This is a genomic window from Pedomonas sp., assembly GCF_036515995.1.
Classification (GTDB): Bacteria; Pseudomonadota; Alphaproteobacteria; order Sphingomonadales; family Sphingomonadaceae; genus Pedomonas.
In genome coordinates this window covers 1-18,292 of sequence record NZ_DATBUP010000134.1, presented here as the reverse complement: position 1 = coordinate 18,292, position 18,292 = coordinate 1, and the positions used below count along the sequence as shown (strand labels likewise).

General features: G+C 64.8%; 15 protein-coding genes. 9 read left to right on the top strand and 6 right to left on the bottom strand.

Going from position 1 to position 18,292, the window contains the following annotated elements; genetic code table 11:
- From VIG90_RS10380 to VIG90_RS10370, 3 genes are all read left to right on the top strand, one after another.
- On the top strand, window positions 1-272 hold a 272-nt coding region (locus tag VIG90_RS10380; RefSeq protein WP_331593439.1), incomplete at its 5' end, for a hypothetical protein.
- Window positions 273-437: 165 nt separating this feature from the next.
- Window positions 438-866 (top strand): helix-turn-helix domain-containing protein, encoded by a 429-nt coding sequence (locus tag VIG90_RS10375; protein WP_331593438.1) that lies wholly within the window; start codon window positions 438-440, stop codon window positions 864-866.
- A gap of 368 nt (window positions 867-1,234) precedes the next feature.
- Window positions 1,235-1,546: an HU family DNA-binding protein gene (locus tag VIG90_RS10370; protein WP_331593441.1), complete on the top strand. Its 312-nt coding sequence runs from the start codon at window positions 1,235-1,237 to the stop codon at window positions 1,544-1,546.
- A gap of 400 nt (window positions 1,547-1,946) precedes the next feature.
- On the opposite strand, the gene VIG90_RS10365 is transcribed toward VIG90_RS10370, so the two are convergent.
- Window positions 1,947-3,170, bottom strand: coding sequence for a TetR family transcriptional regulator (locus VIG90_RS10365; protein WP_331593437.1), 1,224 nt, complete (start codon window positions 3,168-3,170; stop codon window positions 1,947-1,949).
- Window positions 3,171-3,690: 520 nt separating this feature from the next.
- Between VIG90_RS10365 and VIG90_RS10360 the strand changes: the two genes are divergently transcribed.
- Both VIG90_RS10360 and VIG90_RS10355 read left to right on the top strand, forming a co-directional pair.
- Entirely contained in the window at window positions 3,691-5,802 is a 2,112-nt protein-coding gene (locus VIG90_RS10360) for a TonB-dependent receptor (RefSeq protein ID WP_331593436.1), read from the top strand.
- Window positions 5,803-5,818: 16 nt separating this feature from the next.
- Window positions 5,819-6,895, top strand: a complete 1,077-nt coding sequence (locus tag VIG90_RS10355; RefSeq protein ID WP_331593435.1) for a tyrosine-protein phosphatase — start codon at window positions 5,819-5,821, stop codon at window positions 6,893-6,895.
- A gap of 128 nt (window positions 6,896-7,023) precedes the next feature.
- On the opposite strand, the gene VIG90_RS10350 is transcribed toward VIG90_RS10355, so the two are convergent.
- The 4 genes from VIG90_RS10350 to VIG90_RS10335 form a co-directional block, all read right to left on the bottom strand.
- The gene (locus tag VIG90_RS10350) at window positions 7,024-7,656 is read right to left on the bottom strand and encodes a lytic transglycosylase domain-containing protein (RefSeq protein WP_331593434.1); all 633 of its coding nucleotides are present in this window, start codon (window positions 7,654-7,656) and stop codon (window positions 7,024-7,026) included.
- A 331-nt stretch (window positions 7,657-7,987) separates the two neighbouring features.
- Window positions 7,988-11,473 (bottom strand): ATP-binding protein, encoded by a 3,486-nt coding sequence (locus VIG90_RS10345; protein ID WP_331593433.1) that lies wholly within the window; start codon window positions 11,471-11,473, stop codon window positions 7,988-7,990.
- Entirely contained in the window at window positions 11,460-12,713 is a 1,254-nt protein-coding gene (locus VIG90_RS10340; RefSeq protein ID WP_331593432.1) for a DNA repair exonuclease, read from the bottom strand. Before VIG90_RS10340 ends, VIG90_RS10345 begins: the two co-directional genes overlap by 14 nt.
- Window positions 12,714-13,046: 333 nt before the next feature.
- Window positions 13,047-13,433: a hypothetical protein gene (locus tag VIG90_RS10335; RefSeq protein ID WP_331593431.1), complete on the bottom strand. Its 387-nt coding sequence runs from the start codon at window positions 13,431-13,433 to the stop codon at window positions 13,047-13,049.
- A gap of 388 nt (window positions 13,434-13,821) precedes the next feature.
- Between VIG90_RS10335 and VIG90_RS10330 the strand changes: the two genes are divergently transcribed.
- On the top strand, window positions 13,822-14,697 hold the full coding sequence (locus VIG90_RS10330; RefSeq protein WP_331593430.1) for a VOC family protein: 876 nt from the start codon (window positions 13,822-13,824) through the stop codon (window positions 14,695-14,697).
- A gap of 82 nt (window positions 14,698-14,779) precedes the next feature.
- Here VIG90_RS10330 and VIG90_RS10325 read toward each other — a convergent pair whose 3' ends face one another.
- Window positions 14,780-15,376 (bottom strand): PAS domain-containing protein, encoded by a 597-nt coding sequence (locus tag VIG90_RS10325; protein WP_414695489.1) that lies wholly within the window; start codon window positions 15,374-15,376, stop codon window positions 14,780-14,782.
- Window positions 15,377-15,567: 191 nt separating this feature from the next.
- Between VIG90_RS10325 and VIG90_RS10320 the strand changes: the two genes are divergently transcribed.
- From VIG90_RS10320 to VIG90_RS10310, 3 genes are all read left to right on the top strand, one after another.
- A complete protein-coding gene (locus VIG90_RS10320; protein WP_331593429.1) occupies window positions 15,568-16,542 on the top strand; it encodes an NAD(P)/FAD-dependent oxidoreductase in 975 nt (324 codons plus the stop codon).
- A gap of 68 nt (window positions 16,543-16,610) precedes the next feature.
- Window positions 16,611-17,666: an efflux RND transporter periplasmic adaptor subunit gene (locus VIG90_RS10315; RefSeq protein WP_331593428.1), complete on the top strand. Its 1,056-nt coding sequence runs from the start codon at window positions 16,611-16,613 to the stop codon at window positions 17,664-17,666.
- 1 nt (window position 17,667) lies between these two features.
- Window positions 17,668-18,292 (top strand): ABC transporter permease (locus VIG90_RS10310; RefSeq protein WP_331593427.1); only part of this gene is annotated, 625 nt, incomplete at its 3' end.

Below are 18,292 nucleotides of genomic sequence, written 5' to 3'. Positions count from 1 at the left end.
TCTTGGGCCACAGGGCAACAAAATCCCGGGCCTCTGCAATTCATTTGCCCGGCAATTACATTAAATGGAAACGCGGATTTAAAGAGATGGCAGGCCATAATAGCATTCTTGAAAACGGGCATTGCGCTGGGGTGTCACGGCAATTTCCACATAAGGCAACGGCCGTTTCATTTTATGCAGACAGAGGATCCCGCGAGTCCGGGCACTCAGGGATGAAAGAAAAATCATTCGGAAATCTGAATAGATTTTCAGGCGCCTCACAATATTCCTAGAATAATGTTGCATATGAATACGGCGGCGAAATTATCATATTTGACCGACCGGCGCGGGGCCGCCTGTTTCCTGTTGTAGGGAAGACAATAAACGCCCGCGGCGCATGGCCTTTAAGTGTTTGTGTTTCCGCCAACCAATTCAGATGTTGAACTATGGACACAGACGTGACGATCCAGCCCAAGACGACAATCTCTCTTCTATCCGCTTTGATCACTTACAGCGGAAAATCACAGAAGAAGATTGCCGAAGCCGCCGGCATGCCTCCTTCCCATCTCAACAGGATCCTACGAGGCACGATCGACCCGACAAATCGCACATTCCTCAGAATTATTCAGGCAACGGGAACGCCTCGGGAAATTGTCGGAATTGCCCTGATCGTCGGCCTCGACAACCTCCCGATCCTCGCACAGTCCGATTTTGTCACGCGCCTCTGCGCCGAATTGCCGACCCAGCTCCTCGAGCGCCTCGGCGAGAACGTCATTTATGCAGATCCCAGGTGGGCCAGCCTGATCGTTCAGTATGTCGTCACCAAAACCGAGCAAACCATGGATCGCAAGCTCAAGGCAGACACCACATTCATGCCGGACCTCTGAGCACCCCGGATACAGCCGGCTACCTGCATTCCCCTGTTGGCACCAGGGCCTGCCGTGCCGGGCATGGCCTTGCTTGGCTCGTGCAACCTGCCTGTCCTGACAGCCCGGCGTCTCCTCCATGCTGGAAGGCACGGCAGGCAAAGTCTCTAAGTCTGCGTCGGGTTGGAGCCGCCGGCCGAGGCCGGATACGGCGGATGCATGCCTGTGCAATATGAACCGGCATCCCCGCCCGCCAGGGAAGGCGTGCCCGCTTCATAGCCCTCGCTCGGGCGGAATCCACCTCCTGATCCCGCGCAAAACCCTGAAATCAAGACGACAAGACCGCTTGTCAGCACTCGACAATCGTTGCATGAGAGGATGAACAGCCGATCCCGGCTGCACCCCGTTTCTGGAGTCTAAGACAGATGAATACCGCTGAACTTGCCGACAAGCTCTCCGAGCAGCTGGATACCACCAAGGCGAATGCAAAGGCGACGATCGAAGCCGTCTTCGGTGCGATCGTTGATGCCGTGAACAACGGCGAAGAGGTGTCGCTGAATGGGATCGGCAAGTTCACGCTGAAGGAAACCCCGGAGCGCGAAGGCCGCAACCCTTCCACGGGCGAGACCATCAAGATCAAGGCCCAGCGCAAGATCAGCTTTGCCCCGGCCAAGGCCGTGAAGGACAAGCTGAACGGCTAAACCCTTAAGGGTTGACGAACGTCAGGGGCGGAAGGCCAGTGCCTTCCGCCCTTTTCGTTTGGCGTGGGGCTCAGAGACCTCTCACCCTACCGGGTGGGGCGGACGTCGCACCCCATGCTCTCGTGCCAGCGCCGGGAAGGAGCAAAGTTCTCCTGAGGGCCGCCTGCGGGCAAGCAGACGATCTACCCTAAGGCTGGCAGGCATGCGAACATCAGCCCTCGAACCGCTTCCTGGCCAGACAGGCGCACAGCATAGTCTGGCAACAAGCCGGCACGACGCTGTTTTAGCCCCCCTTGTGCCGCGGACCGGCTGCAGCGCGACCGTTGACGGCAGCGCATCGGGCACAAGACGGGCGCTCCTGCGCGCAGAGATAAGCGGGCGCTGCCGACTGGCGTGTCCCTCAGTCCAATTGGCCAGACCCGGCGCGGACAACAGCGTCTTTGTCGCCGAAGAGGAGCTGGAACATCCGCTCGGATACGCTGTCGACATATGGGCGCCGCTGCTCTGGCGGCAGAAGCAGGACGCGCTGCAGGATACCGCCGGCCAGCAGGGACCAGATGATGCCGTCGAGCCGGTCTATGCGGGTGGCGCCACGACTGTGCAGCCAGCGGGCCGAGCTGTAGCCGCGGTTGTGCAGCTGGTGGAGGTAAGTGTGAAATGCGGGATCACGGGCTGCGGTGAAGAAAAGGGCGCGATGGGCGCCAGCCTCCCAGCGCAGCTGGCCCTCCGGAGTCAGCAACGCATCCGTGAAGTGCGGCCCGCTGTGTTTGGCATCTTCTGCGGACGAATAGTAGGTCTGCCGGTAAAGATAGCGAAAGGCCGTCCGGATGAGCTCCTCTTTGGAGCTGAAGAAATAGGTGGTGGAGGCCAGTGACAGACCCGCTTCCTCGGCCACGCGCCGGTGCGTGACCTGATTGATCCCGCGCCTGCCGATGATGCGCAAGGTCGCCTCGACGAGCCGGGTCTTCCCCTCGGGCCATTTGGGGTCATCCTCCGCTGCGCTGGGTGTCGGCGCGGCAAAGGGAGTCCTCACGACCGTGCGGCGGCTAAGACGTTCCTCCACCCTGTGGGAGAGACTGGCAAGCCAGGCGGTACGATAGCACAGATCCGGATCCACGAGGGCATGGGAGCAGGCGCCTTCGGCGAACAGCAACCAGACTTCAGTCAAGTGCTCCGTTTCTGGAAATCGTGTCAGCAGGCTCTGATAGAAGGCCTCGTTGTCGGCCCACTCCTGCTGAGGGAGCGTGCCGAGATCACATATCTGATAGGCATGGATTTCGCGCAGCTCCTGAAGCATCAGGGCCCGGCGCGTCGGATCCGCAGCGAGACCTGCGATGCAGCCGGCAATGGCACCGCCAGCCGTCATGGCCTCGCAGCGCTCCGCCGTCAGGCTGGCAAGTTGCGCAGCACGCCACTGTGCGCTTCTTTTGCTCAGCGTCTCATGTAGAGCCCTTCGCAGCCCGTCCATGCTGGCGAAGCGATAGTTGATTGCCGAGGGATGGGCCCCGGCCTCCTCCGCAACGAGGCGTCCGTTCAGACCGCCGATTCCGACCTCGCGTGCAACGCGCAGGGCAGCCTCGATCATGGCATCCCTTGAAACAGTCTGGCCGGAGCGGTCGATCATCATGCAGTCCAATGGGGTCCTGTACGGTCCATACCCGGCCGTTCCTGAGTACAACCACGCCGGGCCGGGCAATTGATGCGGCCTCGTGCCAGATCGGGTGCCGATCCTACGCCGGGAGCCCCTTGCTCCGCAATATATTGCACAAGGCAGGAAAGCCCCGCGGAACCGAACTGTACACTTCTTTCAATTCTGACCTCCGGCACCTGCACGGGCCTTTCCCAAGAAACCTCGAGTATACACGAGTTTTTGGCTGAAAATTGCGCAATTACCCCCCGATTCCCCGTTCAGTTCGATCAGATTCCGGCTTGTTCTTTACTGCACACACCTTCTAGCCTTGAGGCCTTCCAGATTTATCCCGAGCGTTCGGGAGGAAGTGAGGGGGAGAGCCATGACAGTATCAGTGCGCACCGTACTCTTAGTGTCTGTGAGCGTAAGCAGTCTGTTCTCCGAAACCAGCGCGGCCCAGGCCGTTCAGAAAGGGATAGAAGCCGGACCCGCGGCACGACTGGACGAGATCGTCGTGACCGCGCAAAAGCGCCAGGAGAACCTCCAGGATACGCCCATTTCAATTGCAGTTCTGAGCGGTGAGGCTCTGGAGACACGCGGCCTCACCAACCTGCATGATTTTGCCAGCGGCGCGGTGCCTGCCCTTCGCATGGCGCCGGCCTATGGGCGCTCATCCACCTTGATGATCGGCATGCGCGGCGTTGTCCCATCGGACCCTGGTCAGATCAGCCGCGATACGGTTGTGGGCATCTACGTTGACGGCGTCTACCTTGGCCGCGCCCAAGGCCTGGGCGCCGAACTCTTCGATATCGAGCGGATCGAGGTGCTCCGTGGTCCGCAGGGGACCCTTTTTGGCCGCAACGCGGTCGGCGGCGCGCTCAGCATCGTCACGCGCAAGCCCTCGGGCGAATTCGGAGGCGACCTGACGGCGGGCATCCGGAACTACGATGGCTATCATCTCAAGGGGCACCTGGATCTGCCTGAAGTCGCCGGCATCAGCATCAAGGTGGACGGGCTGATCACCAAGCGGGACGGCTGGGTGAAGAACCCGCTCAAGGGCCAGGCCGACTGGTACGACATCGACCGCAAGGGTCTGCGCATCACGGCGATGTGGCGACCGATCGACAGCGTTGAAGTCCAGTACAGCTTTGATACCTCGCGGGACGAACAGGGGAACGGCTATGCCCATTTAACGGCTCTGACCGAGGGCGCACCGCCGCTGGCGCCCATTTTCTCCCTGGAGCCGGATCCGGTCAGCGTTGGACGCGCCGGCGTGCCGCTGGCACCCAATCTGGGCAAGTCCGAAGGCCATCACATCCATGCCAGCTGGGACATGACGGAGGAGCTGGCCCTGCGCTCCATCACGGCTTTTCGCAGCCTCACCCAGACGACCAACGACAATGGCGCGGGCAGCTTCATGGCCTTTCGCCCGAATGGCGTTTTCGGGCGCTACAGCCAGAGCTGGGTGGAGCAGGATCAGTTCAGCCAGGAAGTCCAGCTCGTCGGCACCTTCCCAGCGCTCGATTTCGTGCTGGGCGCTTTCTACTTCGACGAGGACGCCGCCGACGGCTCTTACGCGCCGATGACGGCGATGTTCAACGAGACGGGCACAGGTTACGTCGTGCTTCCCGTGCCCGTCGGCGGTCCCTCGCCGGATCGCGCCAGCGTTGCTCGCGCCAAGTCCAAGGCTCTCTTCGGCCAGGCGACCTGGACGCCGCCCGTGCTGGACGGGCGACTGCACGTGACGGGAGGCCTGCGCTGGACCCACGATCGCAAGAGCGGCGAGCTCGTTGCCTTGCGCGGCCAGCCGACGCCGTTCGCGTTCAAGTTCCGATCCAAGCGCATCGACCCGACGGGGACCCTGGCATTTGACCTGAGCGATACGGTCAACACCTACGTGCGCTGGGGCCAGGCCTATCGGGCCGGCGGCGCCAACTCGCGCTCGGCCACCTTCCGCACCTTCGATGACGAGGAACTGTCAAGCTGGGAACTGGGCTTCAAGGCAGACCTGCTGGATCACCGCGCGCGCCTGAACATTGCAGCCTATACCTCCCGCTTCACCAACCGCCAGGTCGACTTCTCCAACCCGGCAAACCCGTCCAATCTGGAGACGGTCAATCTGGACGTGCCCATGAAGATGAAGGGCGTCGAAGTTGATGTCACGATGCGGCCCATCCCGCCGCTGACCCTTGGCCTGAACTATGTTTACACCGACACGACGCAGCCGCTTGAGACTGACCCGTTCACCGGCAAGACCGCAAGGACTACTCCTGCCTATACGCCCGCCCACGCGGCGAGCGGATCCCTGGACTACGCGTTCGAGCCCTTCCGCTTCGGCACCTTATCCGTGCATGCCGAAGCCGTCTATTCAGGGAGCTTCTACTCTGCTGCCTCTTCTCCCAAAACGGACTCCTACCTCATGCTCAATGGCCGCATCACACTGGCCAATATTTCACTGGGCGGAGACGAAACCGATTTGTCGGTCTCGCTCTGGGGCAAAAACCTGACCAACAAGCGCTGGGTCGTATTTCAGTATTTTCTGCAGGGCAGAGGCCTGAACAATGCCCTTTTGACCAATTACAACGAGCCGCGCACCTACGGCCTTGAAGCGCGCCTGAAATTCTGAAGACGAGGATCAGAGAATGAAAAATCGCATTCAAATGGCATGGCTTTGCGCAGCTGCAACCCTGGCCCTGCCTGCGGCTGGAGCACAAGGGGCCGTCACCGCCGCTGCGGTGGAGCGCAAGGCGCCAAACACCTATGAAATCCACTGGACGAGCGATCGGGCAGCAGAGCCTGTCGCGGTTTATCTGGCGGGAAAACCCGATGCGCCCGCCTCAGAGCGCAAACTACTCTTCCGGCGCAGCGCACCGGGCCATGAAGTCGTGCAGACGCCGGCCGGCGGGCGGCCCTATTTCTATATCGAGGATGAGCAGGGAAGCGGTCTGTGGACCGCCGAGCGGGTCCTGCCCCTGGCCGGGGGGCGCAACTTCCGCGATCTTGGCGGCTATGCCGCCGCCGATGGCCGGCGCGTCAAATGGGGCAAGGTCTTCCGCTCCGGCAGCATGGCCAGGCTGACACATGCCGACTACGATTACCTCTCCCGGCTCGGCGTCAAGGTCGTCTGCGATTTTCGCACCAGCCCGGAGCGCGCCTCGGAGCCCAACCTCTGGCCGGAGGCTGCAAAAATCGACTACTGGTACCGCGAGTACGACATGGGGTTCGGGGAATTCTCCAAGCTCCTTGAGCAGCGGGTCTCGGCCGAGCAGATGAAGGCGGCCATGACCGAGGGCTATCGCCGCATGCCCGAAGAGCAGGCCGAAGCCTACAAGGAGATGTTCCAGCGCCTGCTGGCGGGCGAGGTTCCCCTCGCCTTCAATTGCACCGCCGGGAAGGACAGAACCGGTGTTGCAGCGGCCCTGCTGCTCAGCGCCCTCGGCGTGCCACGGGATGTCATCGTCGAGGACTACGCTTTGTCGGAAAAAATCGTGGATTTCCAAAAAGAGCTCGTCACCAAGGGTGAAGATGGCGCTCTCGGATTCCTCGCCAGTCTGCCCCCGGAGGTCGTGGCGCCATTGCTGCGCACGGACCCGGATTATATCATCGCGACGTTCGCCGCGCTCGACAGCAAGTACGGCTCGGTCGAGGGCTATCTGCGCACAGCTCTGGGCCTGTCCGGAGATGATCTGCAGCAGCTGCGGGACAGCCTGCTCGAGTAGGCCGATTTTCTCTGAAAGACTGCGCCCTGAATAGCACGGCAGGGAGCTTGCCTTGCAAGTCTCCTGCCGTGCCCGGGCGGCACGCGGCGTCATGGGCGGTTCCTTGCCCCGATTGACAGGCGCAAAGACTAGCGGCTCGCAACCACGTCCCTTCCGGCCATTGCAGCCGCCTGCCCCTCCTGCCCCGACGGCAGGCCTGCCATAATTGTTTGCGCACGGGGCAGCATTGCTGTCCGCCAGTAGTCCATGACACGCCCGACATAGTCCAGGGTCTCGGCAAGCGCCGGCACCCCGCCTGCCCGCCGCACTCTCCCGGGCCCGGCATTGTAGGCGGCAACCGCAAGAACGGGCGAGCCAAAGGTATCCAGCATCTGGCGCAGGTACCGCGCTCCGCCCTGCAGGTTGGCGCGCGGATCCAGCCTGTTTGTCACGCCCAGCTCACGCGCCGTCCCGGGCATCAGCTGCGCAAGGCCAGCAGCGCCTGCGCGGCTAAGCGCCAGGACCTGATACCGGCTCTCCGCCAAGACCACCGCATCCATCAGCTCGACCGGCACACCATGGGCGCAGGCCGCCTCGACCAGCAAGGGCCAGTACAGCTGCCTGCGGGCATTGATGTCATGCGATGCCGCCGGATGCCGGACGTATGCTGTCTCAAGGCAGCGGTCCGGTGCCTGATCGATGCCCGCGCCCGTCGGCATGCGCTCGATCTGGATGTTCCCTGCCCTTGCGGGGCGATGCACATAAAGCGCAAACGCGCTCATGGGGCCCGCCTCTTGTTCTGTGCGCTCGGCGGAGCGCGCCTGGGAAGCAAGGCTCGAAAGCGGCGGACTGTCCGCAAGCGTTGGCGCCGCACGGAAGACGAGAAGGCAGAGTGCCGCGAAGGTGTGGAGTGTCGCGAAGGAATGGCGCATCATCCGTCCCGCCAAAGGCGGTCCCTTTCAATGATGTGCCAAGGTGGCCCAGATCATACCCAGGTGATGGCTGAATGCAACCTTCAGCCGGGACGGCGATCAGACAATCCCACCCGCCAGCGCACGGAATATTCCTCCGTCGTCGGCGGCGTACGACGTGCAAGACAAGGGCATGGCTGGCCTATGACAGCCGTGTGATTTCAACGACTGCGGCCGTTCCTTCCGCCTCCAGGCGCCGCGCTTCGTTCCGAACACTCTGGTGATGGGTGAACAGCAGGACCTGGTTGGTCTTGCCGAACTCGGCCAGAAGCTCGAGCGTCGCGGCGCTGCGTTCATCGTCGAAATGCACGAGGATATCATCGACAACGAACGGCAGCGGCTCGGCCGAGGCGGCATAGTTCTCGATGCTGGCAAGGCGGAACGCCAGGAAGAGCTGATCCCGCGTGCCATCGCTCATGGAAGACACCGGCACAATCGCCCCTGACCGGCGTCGGCCGACCACGACCGGCTGGCCCTTGTCATCGATGTCGGTCTCGATGCCGGAAAACTCGTCGCGCGTGGTGAAGGCAAAAAGCTCGCCGGCCCGGCGCACGAGGGGATCCTGCTGCTCGCCACGGATGCGCTCGATGGCGCTTGTAATCATGGCGCGCGCCACGGTCAGCTCGATATACCGCTGGATCGTCGACTGCATGTCGGCGGCCGCGCTCTCGCGCTCGGCGATGGCAAGGTTAATGCCGGTCTCCGACATGTACGTCTCCAGCACGTCCTGGGTGGACTTGTGCTCAAGAAGCGCCGTCTCGATCTCTGTCTCGAGCGCCAGATCCCGCTCGCTGGCAGCGGCCAGCGCGCCCCGCAACATATCCAGGTCCCGCCCGGCCGCCTGCGCCTGCAGCGCTGCGGCGTCATGGCCGTCGCTGACATCGGCAAGCGCACGCTCCGTCATCACCCGTTGCTGGACGAGGTCATCGCGGGCCGCGCATCGCGCCGCACTGGCGCGCAGCGCGTTCTCATCCGATACGCCCGCGCTGGCGCAAAGGGCGGCAACCGCCAGATGCGCGGCCTCCTCCGCGGTTGCAAGCCGGGCACAATCAGCCCTGGCAGCGTTCACATCGGGGCCGAGCGCGGCGCGCTGGAGCCGGATTTCCTCCTGCTCCCTCCAGCGCGTCAGGACCTGCTCGGCGGCAGCGACCGGATCCTCCGGCAGGGCGAGGCCAAGCGCCGCCCCCAGCTGGCCGGCGGCCGCTTTCAGCGCGGCTTCGTCCTCATCCATCCGCGCGAGGCGCGCGCGTGTCTGGGCAATCATGGCCAGGGTCGCCCGGGCGCCGGACCACTCGCTGATGAGAGCGCCGGCGCGATCCGGCGCCAGATCGGCATCAAGGCCAAGGCTCGAGAGCGCCTGCTTCCACTCATCCTGCCAGGTGCGCTCGGCCGCCCGCATGGTTTCCAGTTCCTGCTCGGCGCGCACGGCCTTGGGGCGCAGATCCTCGCTGTCCCGCACATCGCGCCGGTAGTCGGCATGGCCGGCTTCATGGCGCGCGAGCGCCGCGCACACGGCCTGAACGTCAACGGCAAACGCCGGCCCAGACGCGCCGGGCAGCTGCATGGCCTGACGCGCCTCGGCAAAGACACTGAGTTGAGGCTCGATCGTCATCTCGAGGCGATCAGCTTCCTCCTGCAGCGCACGCGCTGCCGCAGCCTTCTCAAGAACCCGGGCCCGGCGCTCCGCAAACAGGGTCAGCCCGGCCAGATGCTCGAAGCGGCGCGCACCGTCTGGAAAGGCATCTGCGAATGCCTTCATCCGGCGCTCGAGCCGCTCGCGCAAGTCCAGGATCAGCCGGCCCGAGGCCTCGATGGTTGCCTTGCTCTCGGCCAGAAGCTGGCGGGCAAGCGTCAGGTTGGCGGCGTGCTGCGCCTCCGAGGCCCGGCGATCGGCCAGATCATCCGAGCCCCGCACGTGAGTTTCGTAGGTATCGATCTGCGCGCGTCGCACGGCCGGCTCGTCCGGCAGCGCGCCATCGAGAAAGGCCGCCCTCAGCGGCGACCAGGCCATGCTGCGCAGGTCGCGCGCCTCGGCCAGGGCACCGTCCGTTGCCACGGGGCCGGCGGCCTCAAGCCGCTCGATCTCCTCGTGCGCGGCCCTGGCCTTCCTCTCCGCCTCGACCTGCTCGGCAAGCCGTGCCTGCAGCGACGCCTCGAGCTCGGCTCTTGCCGCCTGCTCGGCGCGAATGTCCTCAACGGACGGACACGGGAAGTCCGCCAAGGCCTCCAAAGATGCAAACCCGAGCTTTTCCGTCTCGAGGGCGACGGCGCCGAGCGCCTGCTCGGCCCTGGCCTTTGCGGCAGCCGCCCGCGCCACGGCTTCCGGCAAACCCGCAAACTGCGATGCATTGAAGGGAGCCGGCAGGCTGTGACCGGCAGCGCGCGCCGCCTCGAGGGCCCGCTCCAGTGTCTTGAGGCGGTCCTGCAGATCTCCGGCGCGTTCACGCGCTCCGGCCATGGCCCCGGCCCGCTCGAGCGCCTCGGTCGCCAGCGTCTGCACCCGCTCGAGCGCAGACGGGCTCGGCAGGCGCGACATGAGATCGGCCTCGGGCGGCAAATGAAGAATACGGCGCAGGGTGGCAAGACTGGCCTCGGCCGCCTCGATTTCCTTGTAGCGATTGGAGCGGTCCGCCCGCGCCTTGCGCACGTGAAGGGCCTGCTCACCCAGATCCCGGATCTGCGCTTCCAAGTCGATGAAGGCCTGCATCACCGCCAGCGCCTCGTAGCGCTGGACAAGCTGATCGCGTCTGGCGCAGGCCTCCTCGTGAGTCGAGGTCGCCGCCTGACGCTGCTCGAGCGCCCTGGTCACCTGCTGGTCAAAGCCGGGCGGCAGCGCCGCCAGGTCCGCATAGTCCTCAAGCGCGGCCGCCAGGCGCTCGAGCGCCCGCATGTGCGGGAGGGCCCGGACCAGACGTTCAAGGCCCGAAATCTCGGCCCGAAGCCTCTGCTTTTCCGTGCGCAGATCCGCGAGCCGGGCCTTTGCCGCCTCGGCGGCCTTGCGGCTCTGCTCATAGGCATCGAGCGTGATCGTGTGCTCCTTGACCCGCCGGTCGGCCTCGTTGAAGGCGTCCAGCGTCTTGTAGAAGGCCCGGTCGGCGGACCGGCGCGGCGCAAAGAGCTTGTCCGCCTCCGCATCGATCGCATCGAGCCGCGCCATCAGGGAACGCAGGCCGCCGCCGGCCTCGAGGATCAGACGCCCGATCTCGCCATCGGCGGCGAGCAGGCGTTCACCGCCCGTCCGCAAGGTCTGGTGGTTGAGCCCGAACAGCGAGGTGAACCGCTCCCGGGTCGTCGCCCCCAGAAGGCGGGCCATAACCGCCTCATCGACCAAGCCGCCGTCCGCATCGGTCAGGGTGCGGCCACGCCCGCGCCGCCTGCGCAGCGTCAGGACCGTGCCGTCGACATCCATGAGCGTCGCGCCCAGGCGCATGCCCTCGTAGCCGAAAAGGGCCGCGTTGGGTGTTCGCTCCGGAATGCCGAACAGAAAATCGCCGAGGGCGGACAGACAGGTGCTCTTGCCCGCCTCGTTCTGGCCGTAGATGATCGTCAGGCCGGCAGTCGTCGGGAAGGAGAGCTGGCGCTCGGCAAAGGCCCCGTATCGCTCGAGGGTCAGCTCAGTGAGACGCATGGCCGTCCTCCGCATCGCCCACCAGCGCCAGGGCCAGTGCGCGGGCCCGATCCGGGATGTCGTCCCTGAATCCGTCCAGAAATTCCTGCGCCCGCGCGCCGGCCGGCATCTTGGCCCGGACCTCCGCCAGCTTCACCTCGATGATCGCGCCGACTTCCTCCGGGCTCAGGCGGATGATCTCGGAGGCAAGCCGGCCCGAGACGGTCGGGTCAAGGGCTTCCTGCCGTTTCGGCGGGGCGGTCGCCACCACGAGTTTTTCCAGCCAGATGTCATGGGAGAGGGTCGCCAGCAGCGCTGCAACGTCATCTCTTAGCGACTGGGGATCGATCATGAGGCGGTGGTGCAGCTGCGTCTCGCCGGTCAGCTGGAGCCGGATCGCCAGACCACGGTCCCCCGCCCCGCTGCAGGCCTCATAAATAGTCTCCCGGATCCGGGCGAGGAGGTCGGCATGGGTTTGAAGGGCCGTTGCATCCACCGTCGACAAGGCCCAGCGGATCACATCCAGATCATGGTGCGTCAGGTCGGCAACGCCGCCATCGGTCACGGTGACGAGCGTTGCACCCTTCGGCCCGGTCTCCCGGACGCTCCTGCCCTGCAGATTGCCTGGGTAGACGATATGAGGATTGGTGCTCAGGACTGCGCGCGCGTGCACATGGCCCAGCGCCCAATAGTCATAGCCGTGGTTGGCGAGTTGCTCGACCGTGCAGGGCGCATAAGGCGCATGGTAGCTCTCGCTGCCCTGACAGGCGGTGTGGAGCACGCCGATATTGAAATGACCGGAAACGGCTGCGGGATAATCGCGGGCAATGTTGTCGGTCACATCCCGCTGGGGGAAGCTGCGCCCGTGGACGCTGACGCGCAGTTCATCGATGGCGATGGTCTCGGCCCGCTTGCTGCTGAAGACGTGAACGTTCGAGGCCAGCTTCAATTTGGAGGCGAAACGGTTCTCCGCGTCGTGATTTCCGAACAGCAGGAACGCCCGGATGCCTGCCGCCTCGAGCCGGCGCATCTGGCTCATGAAAAACAGACCGGTCTCGAAATTACGCAGGTCTCCGTCGAAGATGTCGCCGGCGAGCACTACGAAGGCGCAGCGCTCATCGATCGCCAGCCCGATCAGCTTTTCAAAGGCGTCGCGGGAGGCGCGATCGACCCGCGCCGCATAGTCGGCCGATTTGGCCGCAAGCCCGAGCAGCGGGCTGTCGAGATGCAGATCAGCGGCATGGAGGAACTTGAACACCATCGATGAGCACCCCTGTAATTCCCGGCCTTTGACCCGTGCGACAGCTGCAGAACATCGCCCGAACGGGGCTCTCTGCCCAGCGCACGCCGCAGCCAAGGACCAGCCTGGGCCAAGCGCGAAGACACTTTCCTAAAAGCTATCGCCAGTGGCATCAAGTGTGCGCCTTTGCCGCTCCTCCGGGCCGCCTTGGGGAAAGGGCGACCCCAGACCGTCGCACCAGACCGTCCCCCCCCCAGGGCGGGCGGCGGAAAATGCGTGGTCGACGCGTGATCGTCCAAGCGGGAGTTGTGGTCGGATTACAGGGTTAATGAAGCACCCCAACGGACCGGGCCCTTACCGCCTCTCCCGATCCTGCCGGCGGAGGGTGACATGTCCTTTGCGCCGGCACTGCCGGCACCGGAAGCGGCCGGGCAGCTTGTCCCAGTGCATGGTCATGGACTTGAGCTTCATCTGATAAAGCAGGTCCTTCACCAGGAAGCTGTGCGTATGGCCGCACCGGCAGGTCACCTCCAGCCGCGACCATTCATCCAGCTCATAGACCCACTGGATCGTACCCGCCGGCTGGGGCACCGGCTCGATGTCGATCTGCCCCCGCTGCCCGCACCCCTTGCAGACCAGATGCCGATAGAGGTGCTGGATTCGCGGAACGGCGTAAGGGCCGCCCCGCTCGGTGCGTGCCATTGTCTTCAGGTGATGGATCGCCCGGTCTTTCGACACCAAGGACTTGCGCCCGCATCGGCATTTAATCTGCAGATACGGGGTCACGTAGTCAGAGATGAAGACCGGCGCGGTGTAACCCATGCGCCAAACAGAACATATAGAGAACGATTTCGCAAGACGGACCGTAAACAGCGCACGGCCTGCGCCTTGAATTTTTTGGGTATAGTCAAGTCAGGCTAAGGCAAAATTACGGGAGCAGGCACGCCGCAAGGCGCAAGCTAGCAAGCGCACTAGGTCCCAAAGTGCACACATCCGGTTAATCTGACGCGAGGCGTCTTGCGGGATGGACATCCCCGGCGCTGCAGGCAGACCGCATATCTTGCAGAAAACCGGACCCTTCTGCGCCGGCTGGAGGGGGCTCAAAAAAACAATGAACAGGGGGACAGGAATGGCGCGTCTTTTGTATCGCAGCCTTTGCGTTGAGGATCTGGAGCGTTCTGCTCGTTTTTATAAGGAAGCCCTGGATTTTTCCGAGGTCTCGTCAGCCGATCTTAGCGGCCCGGATGTTGCAAAGCAGATGGGGCTTGCGGATGCCTCCCTGCGCACGCGGGTGCTGAAGCATCCCGACGGGCCCATGCTGCAGCTCATGGAATTTACCAACCCCCAGGCAACCGGCCCGCGCGAGCGGCGCTCGACCCTCCAGTACGGGCTCGTGCATATCTCGTTTTATGTGGATGACATCGACGCGGCGGCGCATCGCCTTGCAGCGGCGGGCGGCCATGTGTTCGAGCACACCCGCGCGCACTTTGCCGAAGGGGGCACGACCCTGCTTTACTGTACGGACCCGGACGGCATCCGCATCGAGTTCATGCACCACCCGGATGTAGCGGCGCGCTTCTCGCACGGCGGCATCTGCGTCAATGATATTGATACATCGATGCGCTATTACCGCCAGCTCGGTTTCGAGGCGGCGGAGAATTATGTGCTCGACCAGGGATATGACTGGCTGGGCACGATCAATGAGGTCCCCGGCATCAAGCTGCGGGCCCAGATGGTGCGGGATGCGGACGGCAACGTCATTGAACTCCTGAAGGTGTTCGAGCCGTCGTCGTTCGGATCAAGGGAGCGCGGCCCCCTCAACCGCTTCGGGCTGACGCAGCTTTCGTTCCTAGACGCCTCGCCCGATGAGACCGCCAGGGAACTCGAGGCCCTTGGCGGGCGGCGCTATCCCGAAAACCATGTCCTGACGCCGGATTCTGAAATTCATCAGATCACGGATCCGGACGGCGTGCGCATCCAGCTCATCCGGCGCATTTCCGGCTGAGGCAGCTACACTGGCAGGGGGCGGGCAGAAGGCGCGCGAGCGATCCCGGAGGCCTGCTCCCCACATGCCGTACTGACAAGGCTCAAAGGCCAGCCTCGATGCCGATGCGGATGGCCTCAGCCACGGTTGCCACGCCCAGCGCGCGCAGCAGTGCGGCGCGATGCATCTTCACGGTCCGCTCGGTCAGGCCGAGCTCGAAGGCGATCTGCTTGTTGAGACGCCCCTTGGCGAGAGCCTCGAGAATCTGGCGCTGGCGGCGGGTCAGACCCTCGACCCGGGCACGGGCCTGCGCCTGACGGCTTGCCGCGCCGTCCTCGATGGCCATCTGCGAGCCGAGAAAATAGAGAATTTTGCCGTCATCATCGAACAGGGGGGCGATCATGACGGCGTTGCGGAAGGACGAGCCGTCCTTGCGATAGTTGAGCAGCTCCGCCATGACCGGCTGCTGCCGCAGGATCGCCTCGCGCAGGACCGCCGTCTGCTCCGTCGCGGTGCCCTCCCCGCGCAGAAAACGGCAGTTGCGCCCGACGATCTCCTCCCTCGCATAGCCGGTCAGCCGAACGAAGGCCTCGTTGCAGGCCACGATCGGATTGTCGGGCTGGCGCGGATCACTGACGACCGCCGCCACGTTGCTGTGAGCGATCAGCGAGTCCGGCAGGGCGTCCGGCATCATGTGCATGGGTGTGTCCATCCTGTACCTTTGGCCATATCGAAGACCTCTCGTCCAGAGCCTAGAATCTCTGCCCCGGCCTCAGCAATGACCGGCCGTCAGTGGTATGCGTCTGGAAGGCAGAACATGAGAATTAAAGCCACAGTCCCGCCCAGCGGCACGCCGCCGCCAAACAGGACTGTCCGAGGGTTTGGACAATCATGAAGGTTGGCATCGTCGGTGCGGGCATTGCCGGCCTCGCCTGTGCAAATCTATTACGGATCAAGGGCATAGACGTCACCTTGTTCGATAAGGGCCGCAAGCCCGGCGGGCGGACGTCCACGCTGGAGCTGAGCGACATGGCCTGGGATTTCGGCGCCCCGTGCCTGACAGCTGTTGGCGCGGACTTTCAGGAGCAGGTGAGCGCCTGGGCGCGGGCCGGGCTCCTTGCCCCCTGGCCTGGCGGGCCGGCCGGTGCGCTGGTCGGCGTGCCGTCGATGAGCATGCTGGTCGAGCACCAGCGCCTGAGCCATGATGCCCGCTTCGGGGCCTTGGTGCAGAAGATCGAAACCGATGGCGCGTCCTGGTATGTGGCCGGCCCCTCCCTCTACGACGGACCCTTTGCGGCCATTGCCATCGCGACGCCCGCAGAACAGGCGGTGCCCCTTCTCGCGCCTCACGACCCCGGCATGGCGTACGAGCCGGCCATGGCGCGCTCCCGGCCCTGCTGGACGCTGATGGCCGCCTTTTCCGAGCCGCTTGCCGGCCTGCCGGATTTCCTGCCCGAGGATGGCGACATTGCCCTTGCGGCGCGCAACAATTCCAAACCCGGGCGGGGCCCTGCCGAATGCTGGGTCGTTCAGGCCAGCACCGACTGGTCCGCCAGACACCTTCACCGGACCGGAGCGGCGGTTGCCATGGACCTGTTCCTCCTGTTCGAGAAAATGGCGGGTGCGCGCCTGCCCCATCCGTCCTTTCTCAAGGCCCACCGCTGGCGCTATGCGCACGGAAATGGCAGGCGCTGCCAGAACCTGTGGAATCCGGAATTGCGCCTTGGCGCCTGCGGCGACTGGTGCTCGGGCTCGCAGATCGAGGATGCATGGCGCTCCGGCAGGCACCTGGCTGAGAAGATTGCAGGGCACCTGATCGGCCCGGCCGGACGCGGCGGCGTCGCTGCCGCGCAGATGACGGCCTGACCCGGGCAGCCGCTCGGCACGGCGTCTTCACTGTTCCGGCGCGCATTCCGTATTATTTCAAGTCCTTGATGAAGATGAAACCAAGGCGTCTCCTGTTTGCCTTGCTGGCTGCGATCATGCTGATGGCAGCGGGCGTCTGGCTGCTCGTCCCGCGTCCCGCGCAGGTTGAAACCCTCGTCGTCGAGGCGCGGCCTGCCGTGCGCGTGCTGGCGGTCAACGGGCGCATCCGGCCCCGGCTCGAGGTGGACGTGCGCCCGTCGCTCGGCGGCACGCTGGTGGCGCTGCCCTTCGACATCGGCGACCGGGTTGCAGAAGGCCAGATCATCGCCCGGGTTGATGATGCGCCCGAGGCTGCCGCCATTGCCGAGGCAAAGGCCGCCGTCGAGGCGCAGGAGGCCGTGCTGGCGCAGGCGCGCCGCGATCTGGCCCGCTACGAGGCGCTGGGCGAGTTCGTCACCCGGCGCGATGTGGAGCAGCGCCGCCTTGCCGTGCAGGAAGGCGCGCGGGAGCTGAAGCGTCGGCAGGCCAGCCGGACGCAGGCACAAGAGCTGCGCGAGCGCCGGGTGCTGCGCGCGCCCTTCAGCGGGGTGATCCTCGAGCGGCCTGTCGATCCCGGCCAGACGGTTGGCCTCGACAGCGTGATCTACCGTCTGGCGGATCTTTCCGATCCGGAAGTCTCGGTGGAAGTGGACGAGATCTATGCCGTGGAAATCCGCCCGGGCACGCAGGCTATCGTCAGCCTGCCGGGCCGGCCCCGGCCGGTCGAGGCGGTGGTGGCCCACATCGAGCCGAGGGTCGACCCGGCAACGGGCGCGCGGGACGTGCGCCTTCGCCTGCGCGAGGCCCTCAGGGAAGCGCCCTCGGGGCTGACGGTGACCGCCAATCTGGTGATCGAGCGGCGCGAGCGCGCCATCAGCGTGCCGCGCAGCGCCATTGTGGAGACGGGCAACAGCGCCCGCATCCGGCTCGTCACCGACGACGGCAGCGTCGCCGAGCGGCAGATCGGCTTCATCGACTGGCCGGCCGAGACCGTGATCGTGACCCATGGATTGACGCCGGGCGATCGCATCCTCGTTGACCCGGATGCGGCAGCGCCGGGCGACGAGGTCCGGTGGGACGGGTGACATGAGCCCCTATGCCATCAAGCTTGCCATACGGCATCTGCTGTCCCACCCGGGGCAGACGGGGCTGCTCATGGCGGGCGTGGCGCTGGGGGGGGGCGTGTTCGTCTTCATGAGCGCGCTCATCGGCGGGCTTGCGACCCTGCTGACGCTGCGGACCGTGGGCAGCATTCCCCACATCGTTCTGGAAATGCCGGATCGGGCCCCGGCCGTCCTGTCGCCGCTGGCGGGCGCGCTGGTCGTTCGGCAGAAGGACCTCAGCCGGCGCGAGCAGATCGCAATCTGGCAGCCGATCCTGCCGATCATCGAGGCGGTGCCGAGGGTGACCGCCGTCTCGCCCCAGATCCGGGGCTCGGCCTATGTGGAGCGGGGACAGGCGAGGGCTCCGGTCGGCGTGATCGGCGTGATGCCGGGCCAGCTTTCAAGCATTGCGGATATCGGCTCTGCCATTATTGAGGGCAACGGCAACCTGCCGGCGGACGGCATTCTCATCGGCAGCCGCCTTGCCGAGGATCTGGGCCTCAGGGTCGGGCAGGTGGTGCGCCTGACCTCGGAGCGGGATCGCGCGCGCAGCTTTCGCATCGGCGGGATTTTCACCCTCGGCATCGCCAGCGCGGACCGGCAGACGG

Excerpts from the sequence above, each read along its gene's own strand:
- VIG90_RS10365 (WP_331593437.1), bottom strand. The coding sequence starts at position 3,170 with ATGATCGACCGCTCCGGCCAGACTGTTTCAAGGGATGCCATGATCGAG.
- VIG90_RS10355 (WP_331593435.1), top strand. The coding sequence starts at position 5,819 with ATGAAAAATCGCATTCAAATGGCATGGCTTTGCGCAGCTGCAACCCTG.
- VIG90_RS10350 (WP_331593434.1), bottom strand. The coding sequence starts at position 7,656 with ATGAGCGCGTTTGCGCTTTATGTGCATCGCCCCGCAAGGGCAGGGAAC.
- VIG90_RS10345 (WP_331593433.1), bottom strand. The coding sequence starts at position 11,473 with ATGCGTCTCACTGAGCTGACCCTCGAGCGATACGGGGCCTTTGCCGAG.
- VIG90_RS10340 (WP_331593432.1), bottom strand. The coding sequence starts at position 12,713 with ATGGTGTTCAAGTTCCTCCATGCCGCTGATCTGCATCTCGACAGCCCG.
- VIG90_RS10330 (WP_331593430.1), top strand. The coding sequence starts at position 13,822 with ATGGCGCGTCTTTTGTATCGCAGCCTTTGCGTTGAGGATCTGGAGCGT.
- VIG90_RS10325 (WP_414695489.1), bottom strand. The coding sequence starts at position 15,376 with ATGCACATGATGCCGGACGCCCTGCCGGACTCGCTGATCGCTCACAGC.
- VIG90_RS10320 (WP_331593429.1), top strand. The coding sequence starts at position 15,568 with ATGAAGGTTGGCATCGTCGGTGCGGGCATTGCCGGCCTCGCCTGTGCA.
- VIG90_RS10315 (WP_331593428.1), top strand. The coding sequence starts at position 16,611 with ATGAAGATGAAACCAAGGCGTCTCCTGTTTGCCTTGCTGGCTGCGATC.